The 22,223-nt window shown below is 65.9% G+C and carries 19 protein-coding genes; 8 read left to right on the top strand and 11 right to left on the bottom strand.

Features of this window, described 5'->3' with window-relative positions; translation table 11 throughout:
- Window positions 1-18 precede the first annotated feature (18 nt).
- On the bottom strand, window positions 19-822 hold the full coding sequence (locus tag G5C50_RS15310) for an NYN domain-containing protein (RefSeq protein ID WP_165070791.1): 804 nt from the start codon (window positions 820-822) through the stop codon (window positions 19-21).
- Window positions 823-1,028: 206 nt separating this feature from the next.
- Here G5C50_RS15310 and G5C50_RS15305 point away from each other — a divergent pair, with 206 nt between their 5' ends.
- The 4 genes from G5C50_RS15305 to G5C50_RS15290 all read left to right on the top strand — a co-directional run bounded on the left by G5C50_RS15305 (window position 1,029) and on the right by G5C50_RS15290 (window position 6,106).
- The gene (locus G5C50_RS15305; protein ID WP_165070789.1) at window positions 1,029-2,333 is read left to right on the top strand and encodes an MFS transporter; all 1,305 of its coding nucleotides are present in this window, start codon (window positions 1,029-1,031) and stop codon (window positions 2,331-2,333) included.
- A 120-nt stretch (window positions 2,334-2,453) separates the two neighbouring features.
- Window positions 2,454-4,316, top strand: coding sequence for a hypothetical protein (locus G5C50_RS15300; RefSeq protein ID WP_206107714.1), 1,863 nt, complete (start codon window positions 2,454-2,456; stop codon window positions 4,314-4,316).
- 379 nt (window positions 4,317-4,695) lie between these two features.
- Complete coding sequence (locus G5C50_RS15295; protein WP_165070786.1) at window positions 4,696-5,652, top strand: DUF1559 domain-containing protein; 957 nt, start codon at window positions 4,696-4,698, stop codon at window positions 5,650-5,652.
- Window positions 5,639-6,106 (top strand): hypothetical protein, encoded by a 468-nt coding sequence (locus tag G5C50_RS15290; RefSeq protein ID WP_165070785.1) that lies wholly within the window; start codon window positions 5,639-5,641, stop codon window positions 6,104-6,106. The genes G5C50_RS15295 and G5C50_RS15290 overlap by 14 nt, the downstream gene beginning before the upstream one ends.
- Before the next feature lie 24 nt (window positions 6,107-6,130).
- Here G5C50_RS15290 and G5C50_RS15285 read toward each other — a convergent pair whose 3' ends face one another.
- The 6 genes from G5C50_RS15285 to G5C50_RS15260 form a co-directional block, all read right to left on the bottom strand.
- Window positions 6,131-6,784 (bottom strand): methyltransferase family protein, encoded by a 654-nt coding sequence (locus G5C50_RS15285; protein ID WP_165070783.1) that lies wholly within the window; start codon window positions 6,782-6,784, stop codon window positions 6,131-6,133.
- A 69-nt stretch (window positions 6,785-6,853) separates the two neighbouring features.
- Window positions 6,854-7,243, bottom strand: coding sequence for a hypothetical protein (locus G5C50_RS15280; RefSeq protein WP_165070782.1), 390 nt, complete (start codon window positions 7,241-7,243; stop codon window positions 6,854-6,856).
- A 16-nt stretch (window positions 7,244-7,259) separates the two neighbouring features.
- Window positions 7,260-8,288, bottom strand: coding sequence for a DUF1559 domain-containing protein (locus tag G5C50_RS15275; RefSeq protein WP_165070780.1), 1,029 nt, complete (start codon window positions 8,286-8,288; stop codon window positions 7,260-7,262).
- Complete coding sequence (locus tag G5C50_RS15270; protein WP_165070778.1) at window positions 8,285-9,388, bottom strand: hypothetical protein; 1,104 nt, start codon at window positions 9,386-9,388, stop codon at window positions 8,285-8,287. Before G5C50_RS15270 ends, G5C50_RS15275 begins: the two co-directional genes overlap by 4 nt.
- Window positions 9,389-9,528: 140 nt before the next feature.
- On the bottom strand, window positions 9,529-10,530 hold the full coding sequence (locus tag G5C50_RS15265; protein WP_206107713.1) for a bile acid:sodium symporter family protein: 1,002 nt from the start codon (window positions 10,528-10,530) through the stop codon (window positions 9,529-9,531).
- Window positions 10,527-11,387 carry an MIP/aquaporin family protein gene (locus G5C50_RS15260; RefSeq protein ID WP_165070777.1) on the bottom strand — a complete coding sequence of 287 codons (861 nt, stop codon included), beginning with the start codon at window positions 11,385-11,387 and terminating at the stop codon, window positions 10,527-10,529. The genes G5C50_RS15265 and G5C50_RS15260 overlap by 4 nt, the downstream gene beginning before the upstream one ends.
- Window positions 11,388-12,280: 893 nt before the next feature.
- On the opposite strand from G5C50_RS15260, the gene G5C50_RS15255 reads away from it, so the two are divergent.
- Both G5C50_RS15255 and G5C50_RS15250 read left to right on the top strand, forming a co-directional pair.
- Window positions 12,281-13,360, top strand: a complete 1,080-nt coding sequence (locus G5C50_RS15255; RefSeq protein ID WP_165070775.1) for a DUF1559 domain-containing protein — start codon at window positions 12,281-12,283, stop codon at window positions 13,358-13,360.
- Between the two features lie 269 nt (window positions 13,361-13,629).
- Entirely contained in the window at window positions 13,630-14,385 is a 756-nt protein-coding gene (locus G5C50_RS15250) for a class I SAM-dependent methyltransferase (protein WP_165070773.1), read from the top strand.
- Window positions 14,386-14,597: 212 nt separating this feature from the next.
- Here G5C50_RS15250 and G5C50_RS15245 read toward each other — a convergent pair whose 3' ends face one another.
- From G5C50_RS15245 to G5C50_RS15230, 4 genes are all read right to left on the bottom strand, one after another.
- Window positions 14,598-15,590, bottom strand: a complete 993-nt coding sequence (locus G5C50_RS15245; RefSeq protein WP_165070772.1) for a reverse transcriptase family protein — start codon at window positions 15,588-15,590, stop codon at window positions 14,598-14,600.
- Between the two features lies 1 nt (window position 15,591).
- Window positions 15,592-15,909 (bottom strand): helix-turn-helix transcriptional regulator, encoded by a 318-nt coding sequence (locus G5C50_RS15240; RefSeq protein WP_165070770.1) that lies wholly within the window; start codon window positions 15,907-15,909, stop codon window positions 15,592-15,594.
- A gap of 601 nt (window positions 15,910-16,510) precedes the next feature.
- The gene (locus G5C50_RS15235) at window positions 16,511-16,789 is read right to left on the bottom strand and encodes a hypothetical protein (protein ID WP_165070769.1); all 279 of its coding nucleotides are present in this window, start codon (window positions 16,787-16,789) and stop codon (window positions 16,511-16,513) included.
- A gap of 220 nt (window positions 16,790-17,009) precedes the next feature.
- Window positions 17,010-18,953 (bottom strand): hypothetical protein, encoded by a 1,944-nt coding sequence (locus tag G5C50_RS15230; protein ID WP_165070768.1) that lies wholly within the window; start codon window positions 18,951-18,953, stop codon window positions 17,010-17,012.
- A 315-nt stretch (window positions 18,954-19,268) separates the two neighbouring features.
- Between G5C50_RS15230 and pyk the strand changes: the two genes are divergently transcribed.
- A complete protein-coding gene (gene pyk / locus G5C50_RS15225) occupies window positions 19,269-20,768 on the top strand; it encodes a pyruvate kinase (RefSeq protein ID WP_165070767.1) in 1,500 nt (499 codons plus the stop codon).
- Window positions 20,769-20,866: 98 nt separating this feature from the next.
- Window positions 20,867-22,204 (top strand): Gfo/Idh/MocA family protein, encoded by a 1,338-nt coding sequence (locus G5C50_RS15220; protein WP_165070766.1) that lies wholly within the window; start codon window positions 20,867-20,869, stop codon window positions 22,202-22,204.
- Window positions 22,205-22,223: the final 19 nt, after the last annotated feature.

Below are 22,223 nucleotides of genomic sequence, written 5' to 3'. Positions count from 1 at the left end.
GACGAAGCAAGCAGCCTTTTAATTCGATCCGACGGAAACGACCGTCGACGGCGAGACAGGAACGTCCGACCTGGAGGCTCCTGGCTGTTTCGCCTTGATGTACCAGGTCTGTGATGGGGCGTCCTTGGGATTTGGGACCTTCTTGATCTCGAACATTCCGACAGCCGCAATCAGATCACCAAGGGTCTTGTAGCCGAACGTTCGCGGGTCGAATCCCGGCGAGGCCTTGCGTATCCGATCGCCGACGTTGCACATGGGAGCCCAACCGTCTCCCGCCGTCGCGGCCGCGCAGGCGTCTCGGGCCAGTTTCGCGAGGGCGGGGCTCACCCCGGCCGGCGATGGGGGCATCGCGGCGAGCTTGAGCGACGGCGGCTCGACGACGTCGGCGGTCAACGTGAAGAATCGGTCGCAGGATCGGACGAACGACTGGGAGGCCTGGCTCTGGCCGAACCCGAAGACGAGCAGGCCCGACTCCCGGATCCGGCGCGCGAGCCTTGCGAAATCGCCGTCGCTGGAAACGATGCAGAAGCCGTCGAAACGAGCCGAGTGCAGCAGGTCCATGGCGTCGATGATCAGCGCGCCGTCGGCCCCGTTTTTACCGGCTCTCAACAAGAACTGCTGCACAGGACACAACCCGTAGCAATCGATCGGACCGCGCCACGGAGCCAGGTTGGGCTGGCTCCAATCGCCGTAGATGCGTCTCGTCGTCGCCGCTCCAAGACCGGCGATCTCCTGAAAGAGCGTTGCGGCGTGTCGAGAGCCGATGTTCTCGGCGTCGATGAGGACGGCCAGTCGGGATGTCTTCGGTGCATCGTGGGACATCGGCGGATCCAGAGCGGGCCTCGCGGGGTTCGTCTCCGCGACGTCCCCCGCCTGGAATGTAGGCCCCCGATCGCGCGGAGTCCGAATGCGTCTCGGGATTTCAGCGCCGGGTCGTCGACTTCGGGTCTCCCCGCTGGTAGGTATGGACGCCCTCGTCGCGCCGATCTGGGCCGACGTCCGACCAAACTGCGAGGCGGCGACGAACCATGAGCATGCAGGCCGACCCGTCCGGGACGCCCACGATGATCCGCCGCAAGGTGCTGGCGATGACCGTGGCCCTGGGAGCGTTGACGTACCTGGATCGGGTCTGCCTCTCGCACGCGGGGGTCACGGCGTCGATCAAGGAGGAGTTAGGGATCTCAGACAAGCAGATGGGGGTGGTCTTCAGCACGTTCACGCTGGCCTACGCCCTGTTCGAGATCCCGACCGGCGCATGGGGCGATCGCGTGGGGACGCGTCGGGTGCTGACGCGAATCGTCGCCTGGTGGTCGGCCTTCACGATCGCCACGGCGGCGGCCTTCAACCTGCGTTCCCTGCTGGCGGTCCGCTTTCTCTTCGGCGCCGGCGAGGCCGGGGCGTTCCCGAACGTGGCCCGGACCCTCTCGCGATGGTTCCCCACGGCCGAGCGAGGCGCGGCGCAGGGGTTCTTCTTCGCCGGCGCCCATCTGGGGGGCGGGCTCTCCCCGATCCTCGTCTCGATACTTCTAGGTTTCGTCCCCTGGCGATGGATCTTCGTGGTCTTCGGCTCGATCGGCTTCGTCTGGGCGTGGGCCTGGTACTCATGGTTCCGCGACGAGCCCTCGGAACACCCGTCCGTGAGCCCGGAGGAGTTGGAATACATCGAGTCCGGCCGGTCCCCCAGCAAGCCGCACCGCCTGGACCTCGCCGCCTTGACGACCATCGCGTCCAACCGCAGCCTGCTGGCGCTCTGCCTGATGTACTTCACCCAGGCGTACGGGTTCTACTTCAACATCACCTGGCTGCCGACCTACCTGGCGCGCGACCGGGGACTGACGCCCGAACGCCTCGGCCTGCTGGCGGGAGTTCTGGCGGGGCTGCCGCTGATCGTCAGCGCCGTGGCCGACGTCGCCGGCGGTCTGACCTCCGATCGGCTCGTCCGCGCCCGAGGCCGCTGGATTGGGCGTTGCGGGCTGGGATGCGCTTCGCTGGTGGTCGCCGGCCTGGCGATGATGGCCGGGGCGACGGTCCCCGACGCTCTCGCCGCGGCCCTGCTGATCACGCTCTCCGGCGCGGCGGCGAGCTTCCTGCTGGGCGCCTGCTGGAGCGTCTGCCAGGACGTCGCCGGCCCGCACGCCGCGCTGGTCGCGGCCTGCATGAACACCTCCGGCCAGGTGGGAGCATTCATCAGCCCGATCATCTTCCCCCACTTCGCGAACCCGGCCATCCCGCTCTGCATCGCCGGCGGTCTGTACCTCCTCGGCGCCGCCTCCTGGCTGCTCGTCGACCCAAGCCGTCCCATCGGGGACGCATCCCCTGCGGAACATCTCTGAAGCCTGACCGTTGGATTCGAGCCGATCGCCGCCTCGGGTCGGAAATGCGCCGTCGACCGGGTATATTGCATCGATGGAAGCGAACCGACGACGATCGACCACACAGACCGACGGCCAATGATGGAACTCAGCGAACCCTCCACCTCTACCCCCTCATCCGGCGTTTCTCGCCCGGTCAGGCTTGCGGGAATCGCCGCTGCGATTGCGTGCCTGGCATGCCTGGGCATGGTGCTGCTCGAATACCTGGAATTGACAGGCTACTGGCCCCCGAAACGTACGGACGTCGCCATTGTGATTGGGATCGTCGCGGTTCTGGAAGCGGCCAAATGGGCGGCGCGTCTGCCCTGGGTCGAGCCGATGCTCCGAAGTCGCCTCGAAAGATGGACCGCGTTCGCCGAGTCCTCTGCGGAGTGGGCCCTGGCCGGGAAACGCCCGACGATCGCGATCGCCTCGGCGCTGGCGATCATCCTGGCGTCATGGGCCCCTCACTACCTGACCTGGCCGTACTGGACCGACCACGACTTCATCGCCTCGCTTGCCCTGGGCTGGGATCGTGGAAGGCTCCCCTGGCGAGACCAGTTCGGGTTCCAGTTCCCCGGAGAGATCGAATTCTTCTGGGTGCTGGGGCGGGTCTTCGGGTGGGGTTCTAGTCTTTCGTTCTACGCGGCGGATTTCGCCCTCCTCTGCGCCCTGCTGACGACGGTCGCCGCCTCGTGCCGGACGTGCCTCGGCCGCTGGCTCGCCGGACTGACGGCTTGCCTGTGGATCGTCGGCTATTACACGACGCTTCCGTTCACACTGGTCGCCCAGAGAGACTGGCATACGGCGGAATTGGTGGCCATCGCTCTGATGCTGCTGGCCCTGGGGGGCTCGCGATGGACCTGGATCGTCTCGGCGTTGCTTTACGCCGCCGCGATGACGATCCGACCGCATGCCGTCGTCTTCTTTCCGGCGTTCGTCGTCGCGCTGATATTCCCTCCCCGTGGAGCGGCGGCCGGCTGGAAGGGGATCTTGTTCTGGCTCAGCGTCCTGGGAGCGGGACTGTTGGCGATGTTCTCGCCGGTCTTTTTCAGCGGCCTCACAGGCGACTTCCTCCGCGCGCTACGCACCGTGAGCCACTCCGGCGAGTTCTACGGCGGCGGATCGCTCTCCCGGTCGTGGAGGCTCTTCACGGGCGAGTTGCGGGACGTCTGGACGCTGTCCGTTTGCTCGGCGCTGCTGACCGTGGCCTGGCTCGCGACGTCGCCTGCGTCACGGCGATTCGCCGCCATCTTGCTCGCGGCGAACGCCTGCGCGTTGCTCTATCGGCCCATGCATCCGGTCGACCACAACTACCTGACGCAACCGCTCGTGCTCTTCCAGGCTCTCGCCATCGTTGCGATCGTCGACGCCGTCACCTGCGACGCGATCGTCGCACGAAGAACGGCCCTGCTTCGGTTCGGGGTGCTCATCATCCTGTTCGATCTGGCCTTCCCCTGGGGCAACCCGTACTGCGATGTCAGGGCGGACGTCTCCGCGATCAAATCATTGACGACACGCTCAGTCCCCGAGCAATCCCCCCCCGGCTCGATCCATGCCTTCCCCAGCACCCGAGGAGGGGGAGCCGTCTACACCTGGGGCGACTACCAGGCGACTCTTGAATACCTGCGTCAGCACACCGACGCATCGACCCCGGTGGCGAATCTGCTAACCCACTTCCCCTACCCCTCGATCAACGCCGCCATCGGCCGCATCTCCCCGCTCCCAATCGAGTCGGTGATTCTGGTCAATTGGTTGCCGGATATCGACTTCGACGACTTGGTCGCCACCACGATGCGAGAACAGCCGTCCGAAACCGTCGTGATCTGCGACGCCGAGTACGTGGAGGGGAACCTTGGCCGGCGACTGACACGCACCCGTGAAACTCTGGATCGCAGCTACGTCCCCGTCGCCCGCTTCGGCGAGATCGAAATCCGCCGCCGCATTCCGGACGTCGACAAGTGAGCGGAGCCGGCCGCTGCGACGCCGGGCTGCCGTCCTGAGAAAGAGGGATCGCCGTTCGCGCACCGACCCCGATCCGGCCGGCTTCGCATGCGATGATTTCTGAAATCATCAAGGCTTGCACGCCGATGTTGACAGGGCTGATCGGCACAGTCATGATTCTCAGTCGCGAGTTGAATCAACAGGTTTTGCCGACATCATTCCGAATTTATTCATTCGTGCCGCTCCGGTTTCAGCGACCTCGACCCTGAGGGTAGGTCCTACGTCTTTCCGTCAAGCGAAGCGTCCCTTCGCTGTTCTGTCGTGCGCCGAGTCGGAGCCTACACCGTCCGCGGTGTTCCGCGAGCGGTCCCCAGACCCGTTGGTTTGAGGAGAGTCCGCCATGTCCAGGATGCCCCGCAAGGCGTTTACGCTCATCGAATTGCTCGTCGTCATCGCGATCATCGCGGTCCTGATCGCCCTGCTGCTCCCCGCCGTGCAGGCGGCGCGCGAGGCCGCCCGGCGGATCCAGTGCGTCAACAACATGAAGCAGCTCGGCCTGGCGCTGCACAGCTACCACGACGTCCACAACCAGTTCCCCCTGGGAGCGCAGGGCCGGAACCCGGCGACGGGCCTCTACTACGCCGCGCCGCAACAAAACCGGCAGCCGTTCATCCCGGCGGTGATGCCGTTCGTGGAGCAAGGGGCCTTGTTCAGCAGCTACAACGCCACGCTCTCGTTCAACGACATCTCCAATGCGACGACGCGTCAGACAAAGTTGACGACCCTCCAATGCCCGTCGGACACCCCGCAGGTCTTCAATCAGCCCAGCGGCACCACGGGGGTCAGCGGCGACGTGAAGGGGAACTACGGCGTGAACTGGGGGACCAACGCCTTCTATGATCAGGGGGCAGGCCCCGGGAACAAATATGCTCCGTTTTACATCTCCTACGGAGCGAAGATCGCGGACGTCACCGACGGGACGTCGAACACGATGGCCCTGATGGAGTTGATCCAGGCGATCTCCCCCAACGGCTCGCCGTCCGCCGCCGATCGCCGGGCGCGGATGTGGAACGATGACAGCGGCTGCTACCAGGTCTCGACCCGCTTCGGACCCAACAGCCGGGTGCCCGACTACTCCACCTGCGTCAACGACCTCGCGAACCAGCTCCCCTGCATCAACGACACTGCGAACACCAACCTGTTCTACCTCGGGTCGCGGAGCAAGCACTCGGGGGGCGTCAACAGCCTGCTCTGCGACGGCTCCGTCCGGTTCTTCAAGAACTCGATCTCGATCCCGACCTGGCAGGCCCTCAGCACCAGCGCGGCCGGGGAGGTCATCTCCAGTGACTCGTACTGACGCGAGGGGATCGCTCCGAATCTGGCTGGTCGCCCTGGCGGCCTGCTGGGGGTGCGGCGGTGCCGGCGACGGCTATCAGCGCTTCGCCGTCCAGGGGACGGTCGAGCACGACGGCAAGCCTCTGAAGACGGGCGTCATCACGTTCCTCCCCGGCGGCGACGGCGCCGCCGGCACGGCCAACGTCGTCGACGGCGCCTTCAGCATCCCCACGACCGAAGGCCTCAGCCCCGGCGCCTACCGAGTCGAGGTCTACAGCATCCAGCCGACGGGGAAGAAGATCCCCAGCTCCGACGACCCGTCGATCCAGGTCGATGAGACGGCCAACATCGTCTCCAAGAACTTCAACGCGGCCACGACCCTGAAGGCTGAGATCCCTCCCGGCGGTCCCAAGGAGCCGTTGGCGTTCAAGGTGGCTTCGCCCGGGCCGGAGAGCAAGAGGCGGGGGAGTCGTTGAATCGCTCTCGTTGAGGACGTCTCCTCAATAGACGCCGGGAATCAGACGCCAGGTGCGGTCGCGATAGGCTTGATAGACAGCGCCGAATTGGTCGCCGAGGAGCCGTTCTTCCGATCGGATCCTCGCGACGATCGGGATCATCATGATCGCCGTCAGCGCCGCGCCGACGCCCGATCGGAACGCCAGGACCCAGCCCAGGGTGCTGAGGATCAGGCCCAGATAGCTGGGATGCCTGATCACCCGGTAGATTCCGGTCGTGACCAGTTCGTGCCCCGGCTGGATTGCAACCAGGCCGCTGAAGCGTCGACCCAGGACGAAGACCGGCCACAACCGGAGCGTCCCGCCGGCGGCGAAGAGCGCCACCCCCGCCCATCGTGCAAGGTCGCCGTCGATGGTCAGGAACTCGGTCCGATCGGTGTACGCCGGCAGCCACCCCAGCAACACGCCGATGAGGCCGAAAGCCCAGAGAACCCAGCGATTGCCGCGGTCCTCCTTCTCGCCCGGGCTCAGGTTGCCGGCCGTGAAGAAGGACGCCGCCGTCAGACCAAAGAGCACGACCGTCAGCGCGACCAGCGCGGGGTGGCTGAAGAAAGGGTGGAGTCCTCCCCAGCCCAGGACGGCCAGCCCCAGATAGGCGACGACCGAGACGACAGTGAAGACGCCCAGCTTCAGCCCCATGGCTTCATCCTCCCCGACGACCTTCCCGACAAGTCGAGGGAGACGCGAATCGGATGCCGAACGCTCCGATCACCGATCGCTGCGAAGAACCGCGATTTGAGGCGTGGTTGAGATTTGATAAAGGACCCTGCGGTTCACGACGTCCCCCTTCTTGTCGCGCAGGGAGAGAAACACGGGGACGTCCTGATGAAGACCGATCGTCGCATCGGGTTCCTCCAGCTCGTAGTCCGTCAGTTTGAACCCGGCCGCGAAGTCGTCGTCCTCGAATCGGATCGGCGGCTTGCGGCGGGGCAGCGACTTCGCCTGGCCCTGTTTCCAGGCGTCGAGCGCGGCGACGAGGGTCGTCTTGGCCTGGTCGGAGTCGTAGGACGGAGCGCCACTCCCCTCGGGCTCTCGTCCACAGCCGGCGGCGAGGACGAGAGCGAGGGCCGGAGCCAGGATGATCGGCGTCGTCCGCATCGAGGCGTCCTCCGTCTCAGTAGGCGTCGGAGCTGATCACCTCGCCGCCGGCGACGGTCCCCAGCGCACGCCAAACGAGGCCGTCGATGGCCTGCTTGACGAAGCGGACGGAGCCGTCCCCCAGCAGGGCGTTCACGCCCCCCGGATGATAGCTGCGGGCGGTGATGGCGGCGTAGGTCGGCCCGCCGATCCGCTCGCGGCGGCTGTTCAGGTCGACGTCCGGCAGAGAGTAGCCGGGACCGCCGGGCGTCCTCTTGTTCGGCGGCCAGGCGGTGGTCATGCCGATGTGATGCACGGCGACCTCGGGCCACTCGCAGTGCCCCTCGATCTTCACCAGGCAGGTCGAGCCTTCGTATTCCGGGGCCACGGTCTTCGGGTCCGCGTAGGGACTCGGGATGTTGGCCGGATCGTTGATCTTGGACAGGACGCCGCAATCGCGGATGTTCACCTGCCAGTTCTTGACCTCGGACATGAGCATTGTGTTGCTGGTCCCGTCGGTGAACGCGGACCACGACCGGCTCAGATTGGGGCCGAAGGCGCTCCGCGTTACGGCCCCGCCGTTGGGCCCGGCCCAGACGAACCAGTCGCCGAGGCAGAACCCATAGTTGGTCGGGCCGACGATGCCGAAGGTGCCGTTGTTCTCGCGGTCGTTGCGGATCTCGCTGGGGCAGATGAACGGGGCGATGGTCAGGGCGGTCGCGGTCATGTTCCCCGGGTCGCCGTAGCTGGAGTTGAGGTTGATCGAGTTATAGATCGCGCCCAGCTCCAGGTGCGGCAGGATCCGGCCCAGGCCGCCGAAGTCGCTCGTCCAGAGCGCCCCGCCCGCGGCGTTGACGACGATCGCCGAGGGAGGCAGCCCGCCCAGCGTGTGCTCGTAATTGGTGATGGCCAAACCCAGCTGCTTCATGTTGTTCGTGCACTGAATCCGCCGGGCCGCTTCCCGCGCCGCCTGGACGGCCGGCAGCAACAGGCCGATCAGGATTGCGATGATCGCAATGACGACAAGCAGCTCAATCAGCGTGAATCCGCGATGACGCTCGCTCATGGCCGTTTTCCTCCAGTCTTCGCATCCAGGGGCTTGAAAGGCGCCGGTCGACCCGCCGAGGACGCGTCCTTGACGTGGTTGGGGTATTCGTAGCGGCCGACGTGGTCGCGGACCCAGTCGAAGTAGAAGCGGACGCCGCGGTCGTTGGGGCCCGTGCCGTAGCCGCCGGGCTCGGGATGGGGGGCGGTGCCGCTCTTGTTGGTCACCCCCTGCGAGTACGCGCTGTGGAACATCATCACGGCGTGGGGCGCGTCGAGGTAGTCCTGGCAGGTCGCCAGGATTTTGTCCACGGCGGCGGGGAGGAAGACGCCGTCGTTCTCGAAGACGTCCTGGCGGGTGATCTCCACGTTGACGACGAATCCGTCGCTCGGGATGGCGGCGCCTTTCTCGATGATCCGCACCTCCTGCCCCGGGTAGACGTCGGTCGACTCGGCGGGAAAGTTCTGGCAGACGCCCGCCTCGATGTCCGGAGCGGCCTCCTTGAACCACTTCGTCAGCCTGGCCTTCTTGGCGGCGGCGTCGGGCTCGCGGAGGATCTCGTGGTCGATCCGCTCGGGGTGGTCGTATTCATGGACGAGGTCCACAAACACGTTCTTGAGCTTTCGGTCCGTGAGGAACTTCCCCGTCTCCTGGATCGCGCGACGAATGCAGTCCTCGTCGTAGAACGTCTGATCCTTACGCGGGGAGATCAGACCGACCTGAACGACCATGCCCCGGGCGTCGGCCTCGCGGATCAGCCATTCCAGCCGGCCAGCCAGTTCGGGCTTGAGCCGACCGTCGCGCCGGAAGCCGTCGAAGCCGATCTCGGGATCGGGCCAGCCGGCGTTCGGCCCCTGGATGTAGACGCCGACCAGGTTGATCCCGTGCGCCGTCATCGTGTCGAGAGCGTTGATCAGCCGCTCGGTGACGGCCGTACTGTAGAGCCCGTTGCCGCAGCGCAGTCCCCAGAGATCCACCGGCTTCCCGCCCAGAAACGGGCGATTGTCGCGGATCTCGAACTCCTTCGTCGCCGCTGGTTCCTCGGCCGGCGCCGAGGAACCGCTGATCACCAGGGCGGACGCCAACAACCACGCCTCGACGATCAACCACCCCTGCTTCATGACGGCCTCCCGACTTTCGATTCAGAGGTTCGCAACGGCTCTACAGCCGCTCGCGATGAGACTGCGTCTCAGCGGAGCGATCATACGACAGTCGTCAGAGGCAGGCAAGCGCTAATCGAAGCGCATTGATTCCGAAGTCGTCAGGGGCTGGGGGGAGGCGGCGTGGGAGACCGCTTCCCCCAGCGGCCGGCGAGGGCTCCGCAGATCAGGAGTTGCATTGGGTGGTAGATCATGATCGGCAGCAGGATCAGGCCCAGCTCGGGGCTCTCGCCGAACATGATCTGGGCCATGGGGACGCCCGAGGCCATCGTCTTCTTCGAGCCGCAGAAGACGGCCGTGATGCGGTCTTCAATCGAGAACCCCAGCAAGTTGCACGTCGCCCAGACGAGGCCCATCACCAGCCAGAAGAGGATCAGGGTGCCCACGAGCGTCCAGGCGGCGTCGGCTCCGTGGCCCGTCCAGATCCGCATCTTCACGGAGTCGCAGAACGAGGTGTAGACCAGCAGCAGAATCGTCCCCTTGTCCACGGAGTCGATCGTCCGCTTGTTCCGCGACGCCCATCCTGCCAGCCATCGCCGCGCGATCTGACCGACCACCAGCGGCAGCACCAGCCAGATCAGCAGGTCGATGACGACGTCGCCCAGCGAATGACCGCCCGTCGCCTGGGAGCCCCCCATGTACCAGGACACCAGCGCCGGCGTGGCGACGACCCCGATCAGGCTGGAGAGCGTGGCGTTGAACACGGCCCCCGCCACGTTCCCCCGAGCCGCCGAGGTCATCGCGACCGAGGACGACACCGTCGACGGCAGCGCGCAGAGGTAGAAGAAACCCAGGCGCAGGCCCGGCGAGACCAGGCCCCCCGCGACGTGCAGCAGGATCACGCCGAGCAGCGGGAAAAGCTGGAACGTGGCGAGTTGCACCAGCACGTGCAGCCGCCAGTTCGAGGCCCCGGCCTTCAGGGCCTCGAACGACATCGCGACGCCGTGGAGGAAGAAGATCAGCGCCACGCCGGCCTTGGTGAGCAGGTCGGGGTGGAGCCATCCGCCGTCGGCGCCCGGGTCGGGGAACGCGAACGCCAGGGCGACCGCGATTCCCATCCCGGCCAGGAACCAGTCGAACCGCTTCGGCTTCCTAGAAGTCAATCGACGCCCCCCAACTCGCCGCCCGGCTTCAGGACTCGATCATAGATTCCGACGCCGATCACCGCCCCGAGGATCGGCGCGAGGATGTAGACCGTGAAGACGCCCGCCCCGCGCGGCAGGGCGGCGGTCCCCCAGCCGGCGAGCATCGTGAAGAGTCGGGGCCCGAAGTCGCGCGCCGGGTTGAAGCATGCCTGTGTCAGCGGCCCCATGATCGACACCAGCGCCGCGACCGTCAGGCCGATGAACAACGGCCCGGACTTGGACGGGGGCCCGCCGGGGTTGCGGTCGTCGGTCACCCCCATCACGACCATGGCCAGCACCATCGTCGCCAGGACCTCGCACATGAAGGCGGTCTGCTCCGTGACCAGAGCATTGGCCTTTTCGTGCTCCTCGATCGAGTACGGTCCGGCTGAGTTCGAGATCGGTCCTGGGCTGGGGAAGAACTCGCCGAAGCACATGGCGGTGATCTCACTCCCCGGCTTCCCGCGCTCGACGCCCTTGAGCCGCTCGCGCTCCTTCAGCATCGGATTGAACAGCGCGAACAGCACGGCCGCCGCGACGAACGCCCCGGCCGTTTGAGACAGGCAGTACGGGACGACCTCGCGCCACGGGAACCGGCCCCAGGCGGCCATCGCCACGCTGATGGCCGGGTTGATGTGCCCGCCGCTGATCCCGCCGATCGTATACACCGCCCCCATCACCCCCACGCCCCACACAATGGCCGCCTGCCAGATCCCGCTCTGCGCGCCGGTCATGACCGAGGTGAGCACTACACCGCAACCAATGAAGATCAGGATGTAGGTCCCGACGAACTCCGCCAGACACCGACGCCCCAGCGAGGCTTGTTCAACGGCCATGATAGTTCCCTAGCGATGAATGGAGGCCCGAAGCGCACGACCCGAGGAGAAAGGGCGACCCATTCTCCCGGCCACCGTCCCCCTCCGCAAGCGCCCCGCGATCCTCCCCGCCCCGACTTCCGACCCTCGCCGTGGCCGTCGGCTCCGTTTGGGTTTGATCGCGCCCGTGCGGGGCGACGACCACGCAGCGCAAAGCCCTACGAAAATATCGGTTGCGACAAAACTCGACGCCCCGCCAATGGCTTTGATCGACCGTTTTCGTGATCGCCACCCCCCTATGGACGATCCACTCAGACCGTCGACCGCTCGCGTGGAGGCCCGGTCCTTCTATTGGGATACCGTGGCGCACGATCCTGAATTCGGCGCGCGGAAAGTGGGAAAACCTCCCCCTCGCGCCGGATTCCCCCGTCGATCGCGCGGGGGGGCGGGTTCAGAGCCGTGAGGCGAAGGTCATCGGCAAGGGGTGATCGGCGCGGTTGCCTGCTTGCAGTTGACCCGAGGAGGGCGTGAGAGGTCGTGCTCGGAATGAACTTCTTTTCGTGATTCTCTATTCATCCTGAATCCATCGAAACGTAGAATCAAGCCCGACGACGGGGGAGGAAGCAGCCTTCTTTCGCATCGCCCTCGTCGACAAGTCGTGCATCTGGGGGGTGTTCCGCCCCACCTTCGTCGCGCGGAAGGCGTGACAGGATTCCGAACCGCCGATCAACCGTCTCTGGGAGCCCGCTCTCGAGCGCCAGAATGACCTGGCGGCTGGGGCGCCGCCGACGCCGTGAGGCGTCGTCTTGATGCTCTTGGACCGATGGCGGCGGAAAGGTCGAAGCCGTCGTCTCGCAAACGTGGGTCGAAGTGCCGCCGATTCTTTTTCGACGCCGTCTTTTCCCGGAGGCCTCATGAAGCGCCGTGGATTCACGCTGATCGAGCTGCTCGTCGTGATCGCGATCATCGCGGTCCTGATCGCCCTGTTGCTGCCGGCCGTCCAGGCGGCGCGCGAGGCGGCCCGCCGCGCCCAGTGTGTGAACAACCTGAAGCAAATCGGACTCGCGCTGCACAACTACCATTCGGTGCACGACGCGTTTCCGATGGGGGCCACCAACTTCGCCCCCACGACCGCCTTCCACTGGGACACCTGGAGCGCCCAGGCGCAGATGCTCGGGATGATCGAGCAGAACTCGCTGTACAGCGCGATCAACTTCATGGTCGGCAACAACGTCGACCCCGGATACTCGATGAACGTCACGGCGACGTACACCTCGATCAAGTCGTTCATGTGCCCGTCCGACGCCAACTGCGGGAGCGTCCAGACGGCGCTGCCGCGCGGGGGGGTGAACGTCAATTTCACGCTCGACAACAGCTACGCCGCGAGCATCGGCACGACGACCCTCTCGCCTAACGCGGCGATGCCCACCACCGCGAACGCCTGGTCTCAGGGGAGCACCGGGCTTTTCTGGTACTGGGTCAGCTACGGCATCCGGAGTTGCATCGACGGGACGAGCAACACGATCGCCTTCTCCGAGGGGCTCGTCGGCGGGGCGTCGGCCACGGCGGGGTTCCCGGGCACCTCGATCGTCAACACGGGGGGGACGGCCGACCAGATGCTCGACGCCAACTCGAACCCGGCCGCGATCAATACCGGGCTGGCCAACTGCAACAAGAACTACCAGACGAACAGCGGCAACCTGAACAACCGCCGGGGCATCTTCTGGGAGGTGGGGTCCAACGGGATCACGATGTTCAACACGATCGTGACTCCGAACTCGACCCAGTATCCCTGGGGAGCCTGCCGGTCGACCACGGGCGGTTGGCCCGACCAGGCGACCTACGCCAAGGCGTCGAGCTACCACTCCGGCGGGGTCAACACCCTGATGGGAGACGGCAGCGTCAAGTTCCTCAAGAACTCCATCTCGCCGGCGGTCTACATGGCCCTCGCCACCCGTGCCGGCGGTGAAGTCGTCTCCTCTGACGCATATTGATCCTCCCCCCGAAGCCATGCCCCCGGACGCATCGTCGGCCGGGGGTTCCGCCCTTACGGGCCGTCGTCATATCGAGGCCGGACGTTCGCCAGGCCCCCGTTCTCCTCTCCTGTACGTCCAACCCTGGAACAACGGTCATCGTCTGTCCACAGGGAGGAACGAGTGATTTTCGGCCTTGCTCGCATTGGTTGATTCGCTACCTTTCGTGCGATTTCCGGGGAGGGAAGTAACCTTCCGGGGCTGAAGTCGGACGAAGGAGGGCGCGGTCGATGAGCCTGGGAGTCCAGGGAACGCTGAATTGCACGCTGTCCCCCCGCGAGCAGATGAGCTTCTGCGGCATGGAGCATTACTGGAAAGCGGGCCAGTCGGCGCTGGCGTGCATTGAGGACGGCCTTCGCGCCGCGGGCCGACCCGAAGTCGGCTTCGACGGAGCCCCTTACGGCGTCTGGACGATCCTCGACCTGCCCTGCGGCCAGGGACGAGTCCTGCGCCACCTGCGCCGGGGATTCCCCCAGGCCCGGATCACGGCGTCCGACCTCGAGCGCGAAGGCGTTGAATTCTGCGCCGCCACGTTCGACGCGATCCCGCTCCACTCCAACGACGACCCTTCGAAACTCCCCCTGCCCGTCGACCACTTCGACCTGATCTGGGTCGGTTCGCTCTTCACGCACGTCGACGCGCCGAAGTGGGACCTCTTCCTGGAGTCGTTCCGCCGCGCGCTCCGCCCGAGGGGCGTGCTCGTCTTCACAACGCACGGCAACAAGGCCTGCAAGAACATGAAGCGTCGCGGAGCGACCTACGGCCACAGCGACGCCGAACTCGACGCGCTGACGACAGGTTACGACCAAAACGGCTTCGCCTACGGCCGCTACACCGGCCTGGACTGGAACTACGGCACGAGCCTCTCATCCCTGAATTGGGTGAGCCGCCGAATCGAAGACTCCCAGGGCCTCCAGCTTGTCCATGCCGTTGAGGAAGGATGGGACCGCCACCAGGACTGCTACACCTGCGTCCGCACCGACTGAGAGACAGACAGAACCAACCCGCCCCGATTGCAAGTAGGAATAGGGTCTGCACCGCGGACCAGTCGAAAGATCAGGTCTCGCGATGCCCGACTTCCGTCGGGCGTACTTGCCGGGTGGAACTTACTTTTTCACCCTGATGAGACCTAACAAGGTCCGCCCAGTGGACCCGACTGGGCTGAGGTCGAAGCCCTTTGAGGCTAGGTTCGAGCGATTCAACCGGCTTCTTCTTTTGGCTTCGGGATGAGGCGCTTCCGCTCTGCCACGAGCCCGAGACGCCCGGCTTCCGCTTCGACCTTCGACCACTGCACCGATCGATAGCGTCGCATCAAGTCTCTGCCTCGGCCCCATCGAATAGAGCGTACGAAGCAAACGCGACCGTAGATTTGGTCCGGCGTGAAGTATGGGCCCACGAAATCACCGCCGTTGGCCAATCGTTCGGCGTCCTCCATCTGCTCCATAAGCCTTTGAATGAACTCTCGCGCGACGTCAGGCCGCCCCCTATTGACCCACAGCTTCGTCACCTGAGGCCCGTCGTCGAGACGGCCGATCTCGATCTTTCTGGGATTCAAGCGAAAGCCATGCTTCTCGAGGATACGCGGAAGGAGTTTCAGGAACCCGCTGCCCGCAAAGTCGAATCCTCCCGAGATCGTCAGGTCGTCGACGAATCGCGTGTAGGTCAGCCCCGCAGACTGGCAAGCACCGTGGATTCGCTCGTCGACCTCTCGCATCGCTTGGTCCGCGAGCAGCGGGCTCGAGGGGAGTCCGACCGCCAAGTGATAGTTGTGCGTGCAAAGCCGGGTGCAGATGCTCGCGACGTCCGGCGAACAGCCGAAGCGACCGAAGAAGAGCCTGTAAACGCGCCGGTGATGGATCGAAGGGAAGAAGTCTCTAACGTCTGCTGTGTAGACGTAAACGTTTTCGGCGTGGGCCGATGCGTTCGTGAAAATCGACCGACCCTTCACCCCTCCGTGATTATGGATGGAGGGCGTGATCCTGGGCAGGAGCAACCGCTCCATCAACCTGTCGAGATGTCTGCGCCAGGCCCCGACGATCTGGATTACCTCCCGCACCTTGTCCGGTCTGGCGGGGTCGATCAGTTGGAACTCGCGGACATCCCGGTTCAAGCGCCCGAGGTCGACCTTCAGCGCGTGAACGGTGACGCCCAATATGTCGGCCAGACATCTCTCCGACCGGACGTTGAGCATCTCAGTCGTTGCCGCTCCGCTGTAGGACGGTCTTCTTGGCCAACTCTCGCTTCCATTGCTCGGCCAGCTTAGCCGCGGATTCCTGGAGCGGGCGGGGCAGCTTGCTCACGTCCCCGAACATACTCCAACCCAGGACGTGCAGGTCCACGTCCCACAAATCGCGATATCGGTCGACGAGTTCGGCGGAAGGGACGGATTTCCCGTTCTCGATGTTGCAGTAGTGGACGACCGAGATGCCCAACGCTTCGGCCATTTCCTTCTGCTTCAGTTCGAGGCAGTTACGGAGATAGAGCGACGTCTTTCCTAGTGGTATGCCCATGTCCTCCTCCGTAAGTGGAGGGGGTGTCTTAGAACTCGATTCCGGAGATGAGGAACATGGCTTTGGCGGTTGCGTCGTCGGCCCGTCGGATGTCCGGCGGATCACTTCGCAATGCCTCGGTCACTTCCCGCTCCAGGGGTTCTAAGACACCCCATGTGGTCGCACCCAGCTCGTCCTCGATCCGGAGACGACTCCAAAATTCGGCGAGAAGCCCAATCTCAGCGTCGTACCGAAGGTCGGAACTACTGGCGGTCGATCGATTAAATTCACTCATGGAATCAACTCCCAAGGACGCGACTAGGAACCGACCTTCGGTCCCTCCATCATGCCGCCAGCTGAGTGCTGCACGGCGCTTCGCCTTGGTCCCGCCCAACCACACGGGGTGGCTCGCGGATCGGCCTCTGCTCTCTCCAACCGGCGATGCGCCCCTTGCCCGGACCGCCCCGTGTGTTAGGCGGGCCACTCCGAACGAACGCACCGTTTCAGGCCCCGAAGGGCTCCGCTCTGCAGCGGGCTTGGAAGCTTCGATCGACTTCCGGAATTAAACCATGAGTTTAAGTGGCGGTCAAGCGCGTGCTGGGAGATCGGAGGAAGCCAACCCTCACTCCTCCCCAAACGCGTCCCGCGACAACCGCTCCGCTTCGACGCGGATCGAATGCTTCCTCCGGCTCAGGTCGTCGGCGGTGGCCTCCGGATGCGACTCGGCCCCCAGGGCGTGGTACGCGGCGTCGAGCGAGTAATCCGCCGTGTCCCAGTCCTCGGCCTCGGCCCGCTCGCGGGCTTGCCAGAGGTGGCACTCTGCCTCACGCTCCGCCCGCGTGTCCGACTCGCCGGTCAGGTAGATTTCGGCCAGGGCCTTGGTCGCTTCGTCAGTGTTCATATGGAACCCTCCCGGAGGGAGTAAGCCACACGGACGACCGACCGAAGGAGCCGGCGTCGACGTCCGGCGAGGTCGACGGCCTAGAACCGCGACGACGGCCCCTCCGCCCCGACGTTAAATCAAAAATCGCGAATCCCTGGATGCAGCATTCCTGCAGCAAATCCCCGGGAAATGCAGCAGAATCGCGGGATTCATGGGTTTCATGGAGATCCGCAAGCCGTTATTGCTGCTGGCCTTGCGGCCTTCGCGAGCTGAGGTGTTCTTCCATCTTGCGGAAGCCGACGACGCCGACGGTCGCCTGGGCGAGTTGAGCGCCGACGTATTTGAGGCCGCGTTCGGGGGGGATCTTGAGGACGACCTCGGCACCGTCTTTCACGAGGCGGACGGGAGTCCACGAGGCCAGGCGGAGGCCGGCCTTGGTGCAGAGGGGGCGGGCAACGTCGGCGAGCTGGCCGAGGGTCATGCGGGCGAGGGCTTCCGGGGTGCGGCGGAGGACCTGGAAAACGCCGCCGGCCGAGCGGACGGCCCACCAGCGGGCCACGCGTTGGGCCGCCTCGTCGCCGGTCTCGCGGGCGGCGGCCTTCGCGGCCGATTCGACGCTCGTCTCGACGGCCTCGCGAGCGGCTGACTTTGAGCCTTCGCGGACGGCCGCCTTCACCTCGGATCGGGCGGCCTCCATGGCGACCACGCCTTCAGGCTGGGCGGCCGCCAGGCTGAGGACGTCGGTGACGATGAAGCAGGCGTCCAGCAAGGCCCAGGCCGCCTCGCCGGTCGTCGGCGTGTAGCCGCGGCGGAGGACGTCGCTCAGGTGGATCACGTCGTAGAGAGGAAGGAACTGCTGGAACCGCAGGTCGGAGTCGGACAGGCTCGCGACCCGCTCCAGGCCGTCCTTGCGGATCGTCCGGATCACCGACTGGCCATCGTCGCCGGCCAGGTAAAGCGCCGTCCGGGCGAGGTTCTCCTTGAACGACCGCTGATCCTTGGCCTGAAGGTAGGTCAACGTCTCCGGCCCGGCGTCGGCCCGGGCGATCGCCGGGATCACCGCCCCGCCATAGGAGCGGAGGATGTCGCGGAAGTCGGGATCGGTCGAATACTTGGCGAGCATCGCCAGAGCCATCGTCCCGTGGTCGGCCAGCGCCGAGGCCGCCTGACGACGCAGAACCGGGTCGGCGAAGGAGTCGAAGACCACGTCGGCGGCGTCGGCCCCGGCCTTCGCGAGCGCCTTATCGCCCAGCTCGCCGAACTCCACCGACAGCCGGAGCCCGTTCGGACTCCCCCCCACCTCCTTCACCAGACCGGCCGCCTTGACGTGGGCGAGTCGCCGGGCGACGGTCTCAGGACGGTGGGTCTGCAACTGCTCGTCGACGAAATCGGTGTTCACCCGCAGCAGGATCAGGCTCTCGTCGAGCGGAACGGCCGGGCCGATGTTCTCGAGCACCGGACCGTAAAGACTCACCAGCGCGAAGCCTTCCATACCGTCGAGCCGGAAGGCGTCGAGCGCCAGCGTCGGGTGGGCGTCGAGGGTCCGAATCGCCGCGCGGAGGTCGGCCGCGCCGTGCTCCAGAGTCACCATGTTGAGGACGACCAGGCGATCGATGAGCGTCGCGTCGTCCTCGGCGGAGGCCATCATCTCGGCCACGCCCTCGGGATCGGCCAGCATCAAGGGGAGCGCGGAGGGATGCTTCGAGGCAAGCCGACGCTGGGTGGGCGTGAGCTTCTCCAGCTCGTCGATCAGGATCGTGCGGTCGGTGTCGTCGGCCCGCTTCATCCCGAAATACTCACGCCAGTGCAGCAAAAGGTCGGCCGCAGCGGCGTCGTCCAGGAGGTCGCGAAGCCGACGGAACTCTGTGGGATGCTTCTCGTGGAGGAAGATCGCTTCCAGGTCCAGACGGTCCAGCAACTTCAGCCCGCGGATTCCGTCCGAGCGTTCAACCGCCACGGCGTTGAGGCGATACCGCTCGACGACCCGGGCGACCAATGCCCGATCCTCGGGCGAGGAGCCGGCGTAGCGGGCGAGGAGGGCGTCTTCCTCGGAGACGGTCGGCGCGACCGTCGCGGCCGGCTCATCGGCGCGCGGCGGAGGAAGGGCGGCGGGCTTGACGGCCAGCTTGACCATCACCCCGAGCGCAGCCAATAAGACGACGACCGCGAACGTACGCTTCATAGTTGACGCCGGCCTCGCTGTGGGGGGGGACGTTGCGGCCCGTTGCCGAGGTTCCCGGGCCGGTCGGCCCCCCTTCCCCGACGGTCCATGCAATTGTCCGCGACGATCGGGGATTCGTCAATTCCGCCCGGACCTTGACCACGTCCTCGTTGATGGACCTAACCGATTGAGCGGGTCGAGCCGGGGAGTCTCATCGCCGAGACTCTGGGCACGGCTTGAACGATTCCCTAAAATCGACCAACCTCTCCGGCTCCTGAATGTGCGGCGACGGGGCGCACACCCACACACGGCGACAAACACGATACAGGATGTCACATGTCGAACGCCCAGGTCGAGCCGGTCGGCAAAGTCAGAACCAAGATCGTGGCCACGCTGGGCCCGGCGTCGCGCGATCCGGCGATGCTGCGGCGTCTGGCCGAGGCGGGAGTGGACGTCTTCCGGCTTAATTTCTCGCACGGCTCGCACGCCGAGCACTCGGCGACGTTCGAGGCGATCCAGGAGGTCGCACGCGACCTGGGCCGTCAAATCGCCGTTCTTCAGGATCTCTGCGGACCCAAAATCCGGCTGGGGACGATCGCCGGCGACGTGGTGGCGTGCGACCTGGATGCTGAGTTCGTCCTGACGTCGAAGCCGACCGAGCCCGAGAACCCTCACGAGCTGACCTGCACCTACAAGGAATTGCCCGACGACCTGGACGTGGGCCAGGTGGTGCTCTTCGCCGACGGCACGGTCGGCATGACGGTGCTTGAGAAGAGGCCGGCCTGGGTCCGGATGAAGGTGACGCTCCCCGGGCGGATCCGGTCCAACCAGGGGATCAACGTCCCCGGGGCGGCCCTGAGCGTCTCGGCCCTGACGGACAAGGACCTGGCCGACCTGGAGTGGACGGCCAAGCACGACGTCTCGTACGTCGGCCTCTCGTTCGTGCGCCACGCGGCCGACGTGACGCGGCTACGGTCCGAGTTGGAAGCGCGCGGCAGCCGGGCCCGGATCATCTCCAAGATCGAGAAGCCCCAGGCGGTCGCCAACCTGGAATCGATCGTCGCCGAATCCGACGGCATCATGGTGGCCCGCGGCGATCTGGGGGTGGAGATCGACGTCGCCAAGGTTCCGGCCGTCCAGAAGCGGATCATCGAGATCTGCCACAAGGCGCGAGTGCCCGTGATCACGGCCACCCAGATGCTCAACAGCATGGAGTCGTCCAGCCGCCCCACCCGCGCGGAGGCGTCCGACGTCTTCAACGCCGTGCTCGACGGCACCGACGCCGTGATGCTCTCCGGAGAGACGGCGATCGGTCAGTACCCCGTCGACGCCGTTTCGATGATGAGCCAGATCGCTCACGAGGCCGAAAACCTGATTTTCGCCCGCTATGAGGAGGGCTTCGGCGACTGGCTGGCGGTCCGCAAGGACGCTCCCGGCGGCCCGAGCCGGCCGGTCTCTCGCGCCGGCCAGGTGCTGCCGATCACTGAGGCCGTCGTTGAATCGGCCAGCCATGTGGCCTCCAGGCTCCGTGCGGCGCTGATGGTCGTGGCCACGCACTCGGGAAGGACGGCCCTGGCGCTCTCCAAGCAGCGCAACGCCACGCCGACCCTGGCTCTGACCGACGACGCCGAGGTCGCCCAGGCGATGGCCCTGTACTGGGGCGTCACCCCGCTGCACATCCCCGAACTGTTCGACACCGGCCAGGTGCTGGCCTTCGCCGACGAATGGTGCCGCCGCAGCGACCTGATCAACACCGGCGACCGCCTGGTCGTCGTCCGCGGCGTCATCCCCGACAACCCCAGCCACAACGCCCTGCTCGTCCACGAGGTCGAGTAACGTCTGGAGCCGGCTCCTCCTTGAGCCGCGCCCTCGCGCGGAGTATGTTCGCCAGGTGTTGGAGACTTGTCCACCCTGTGCGAAAGCGAGGCGCGGCGATGATCGTGCGGACCGGCGGCAATCGACGGGAGTTCTTGCGGATCGGGGCGGCGGGCGCGGCGGCCGCCGCGCTGGGCGAGGCGCCGAAAACGGCCCGGGGGGCGGCGTTCCAGGCCAAGAACGACCGGCCGCGGCTCGCCCTGATCGGCGCCGGCGGGCAGGGGTCGGGCGACGCCCGAAGCGCCTCCCGATTCGGCGATTTCGTGGCCGTGTGCGACGTCGACCGGCTTCACGCGGAGAAGGCGCGCGACAGCGACCGCATCGGCAAAAAGAAGGCCGAGGTTTACGAGGACTACCGCAAGGTCCTCGACCGCAACGACGTCGACGCCGTCGTCATCGGCACGCCCGACCACTGGCACACCAAGATCGTCATCGAGGCCATGAAGGCCGGCAAGGACGCCTACTGCGAAAAGCCCCTCACGCTCACCATCAACGAGGGGAAGCAGATCATCGAGACGGTCGAGAATACCAAGCGGATTCTCCAGGTCGGCACCCAGCAGCGCAGCGACCACAACAAGGTCTTCCTGATGGCCGTCGCCCTGGTTCGCGACGGAAGGATCGGCAAGATCAAGAAGGTTACCGCGGCCATCGGCGGCGCCCCCAGCGGCGGGCCGTTCGCCAAGGAGACCGCCCCTTCGGAGTTGAACTGGGACCTCTGGCTCGGCCAGGCGCCCAAGGTCGGCTACATCCGTGAGCGTTGCCACGCCAACTTCCGCTGGTGGTACGAATACTCCGGCGGCAAGCTCACCGACTGGGGCGCGCACCACGTCGACGTCTCGCACTGGGGCCTTGGCAAGGACCAGACCGGGCCGACGACCATCGAGGTCGTCCGCGCCGATCTGCCGGTCTCATACAAGGACGGCTGGCCGACCGTCGACGACCAGTACAACACGGCGACGACCTTCCTGGTGAAGGCGACTTTCGCCGACGGCACTCCGCTGGAGATCCGCGACGACACCCCCAACGGCGTGACGTTCGAGGGCGAGCGCGGCAAGATCTTCGTCACCCGAGACCGGATCGACCTGGAAGGCGGCGCAGTCGCCTCCATATACAAGAACCCGCTCCCCGAGGCCCTGCTTGAGGATCTGCGGCACGGCAAGGGGCTGGACGATCACTTCCAGAACTTCTTCGCCTGCTGCAACGACCGCGGCAAGCCGGCCTCCGACGTCTGGAGCCACCACCGCGCCATGACGACCTGCCACCTGGCGAACATCGCCATCCGCCTGGGCGGCCGCAAGCTGACCTGGGACCCCGTGAAGGAGCAGATCGTCGGCGACGACCAGGCCAACTCGTTCCTCTCGCGTCCCCAGCGCGCGGGGTACGAGATCGTCGTCTGAACCAAAGCGCCCCGCCCCG

The sequence above is a fragment of the Paludisphaera rhizosphaerae genome, from assembly GCF_011065895.1.
Classification (GTDB): domain Bacteria; phylum Planctomycetota; class Planctomycetia; order Isosphaerales; family Isosphaeraceae; genus Paludisphaera; species Paludisphaera rhizosphaerae.
The sequence above is the reverse complement of the archived record's forward strand: the minus strand, read 5'-3'. Positions and strand labels throughout refer to the sequence as shown.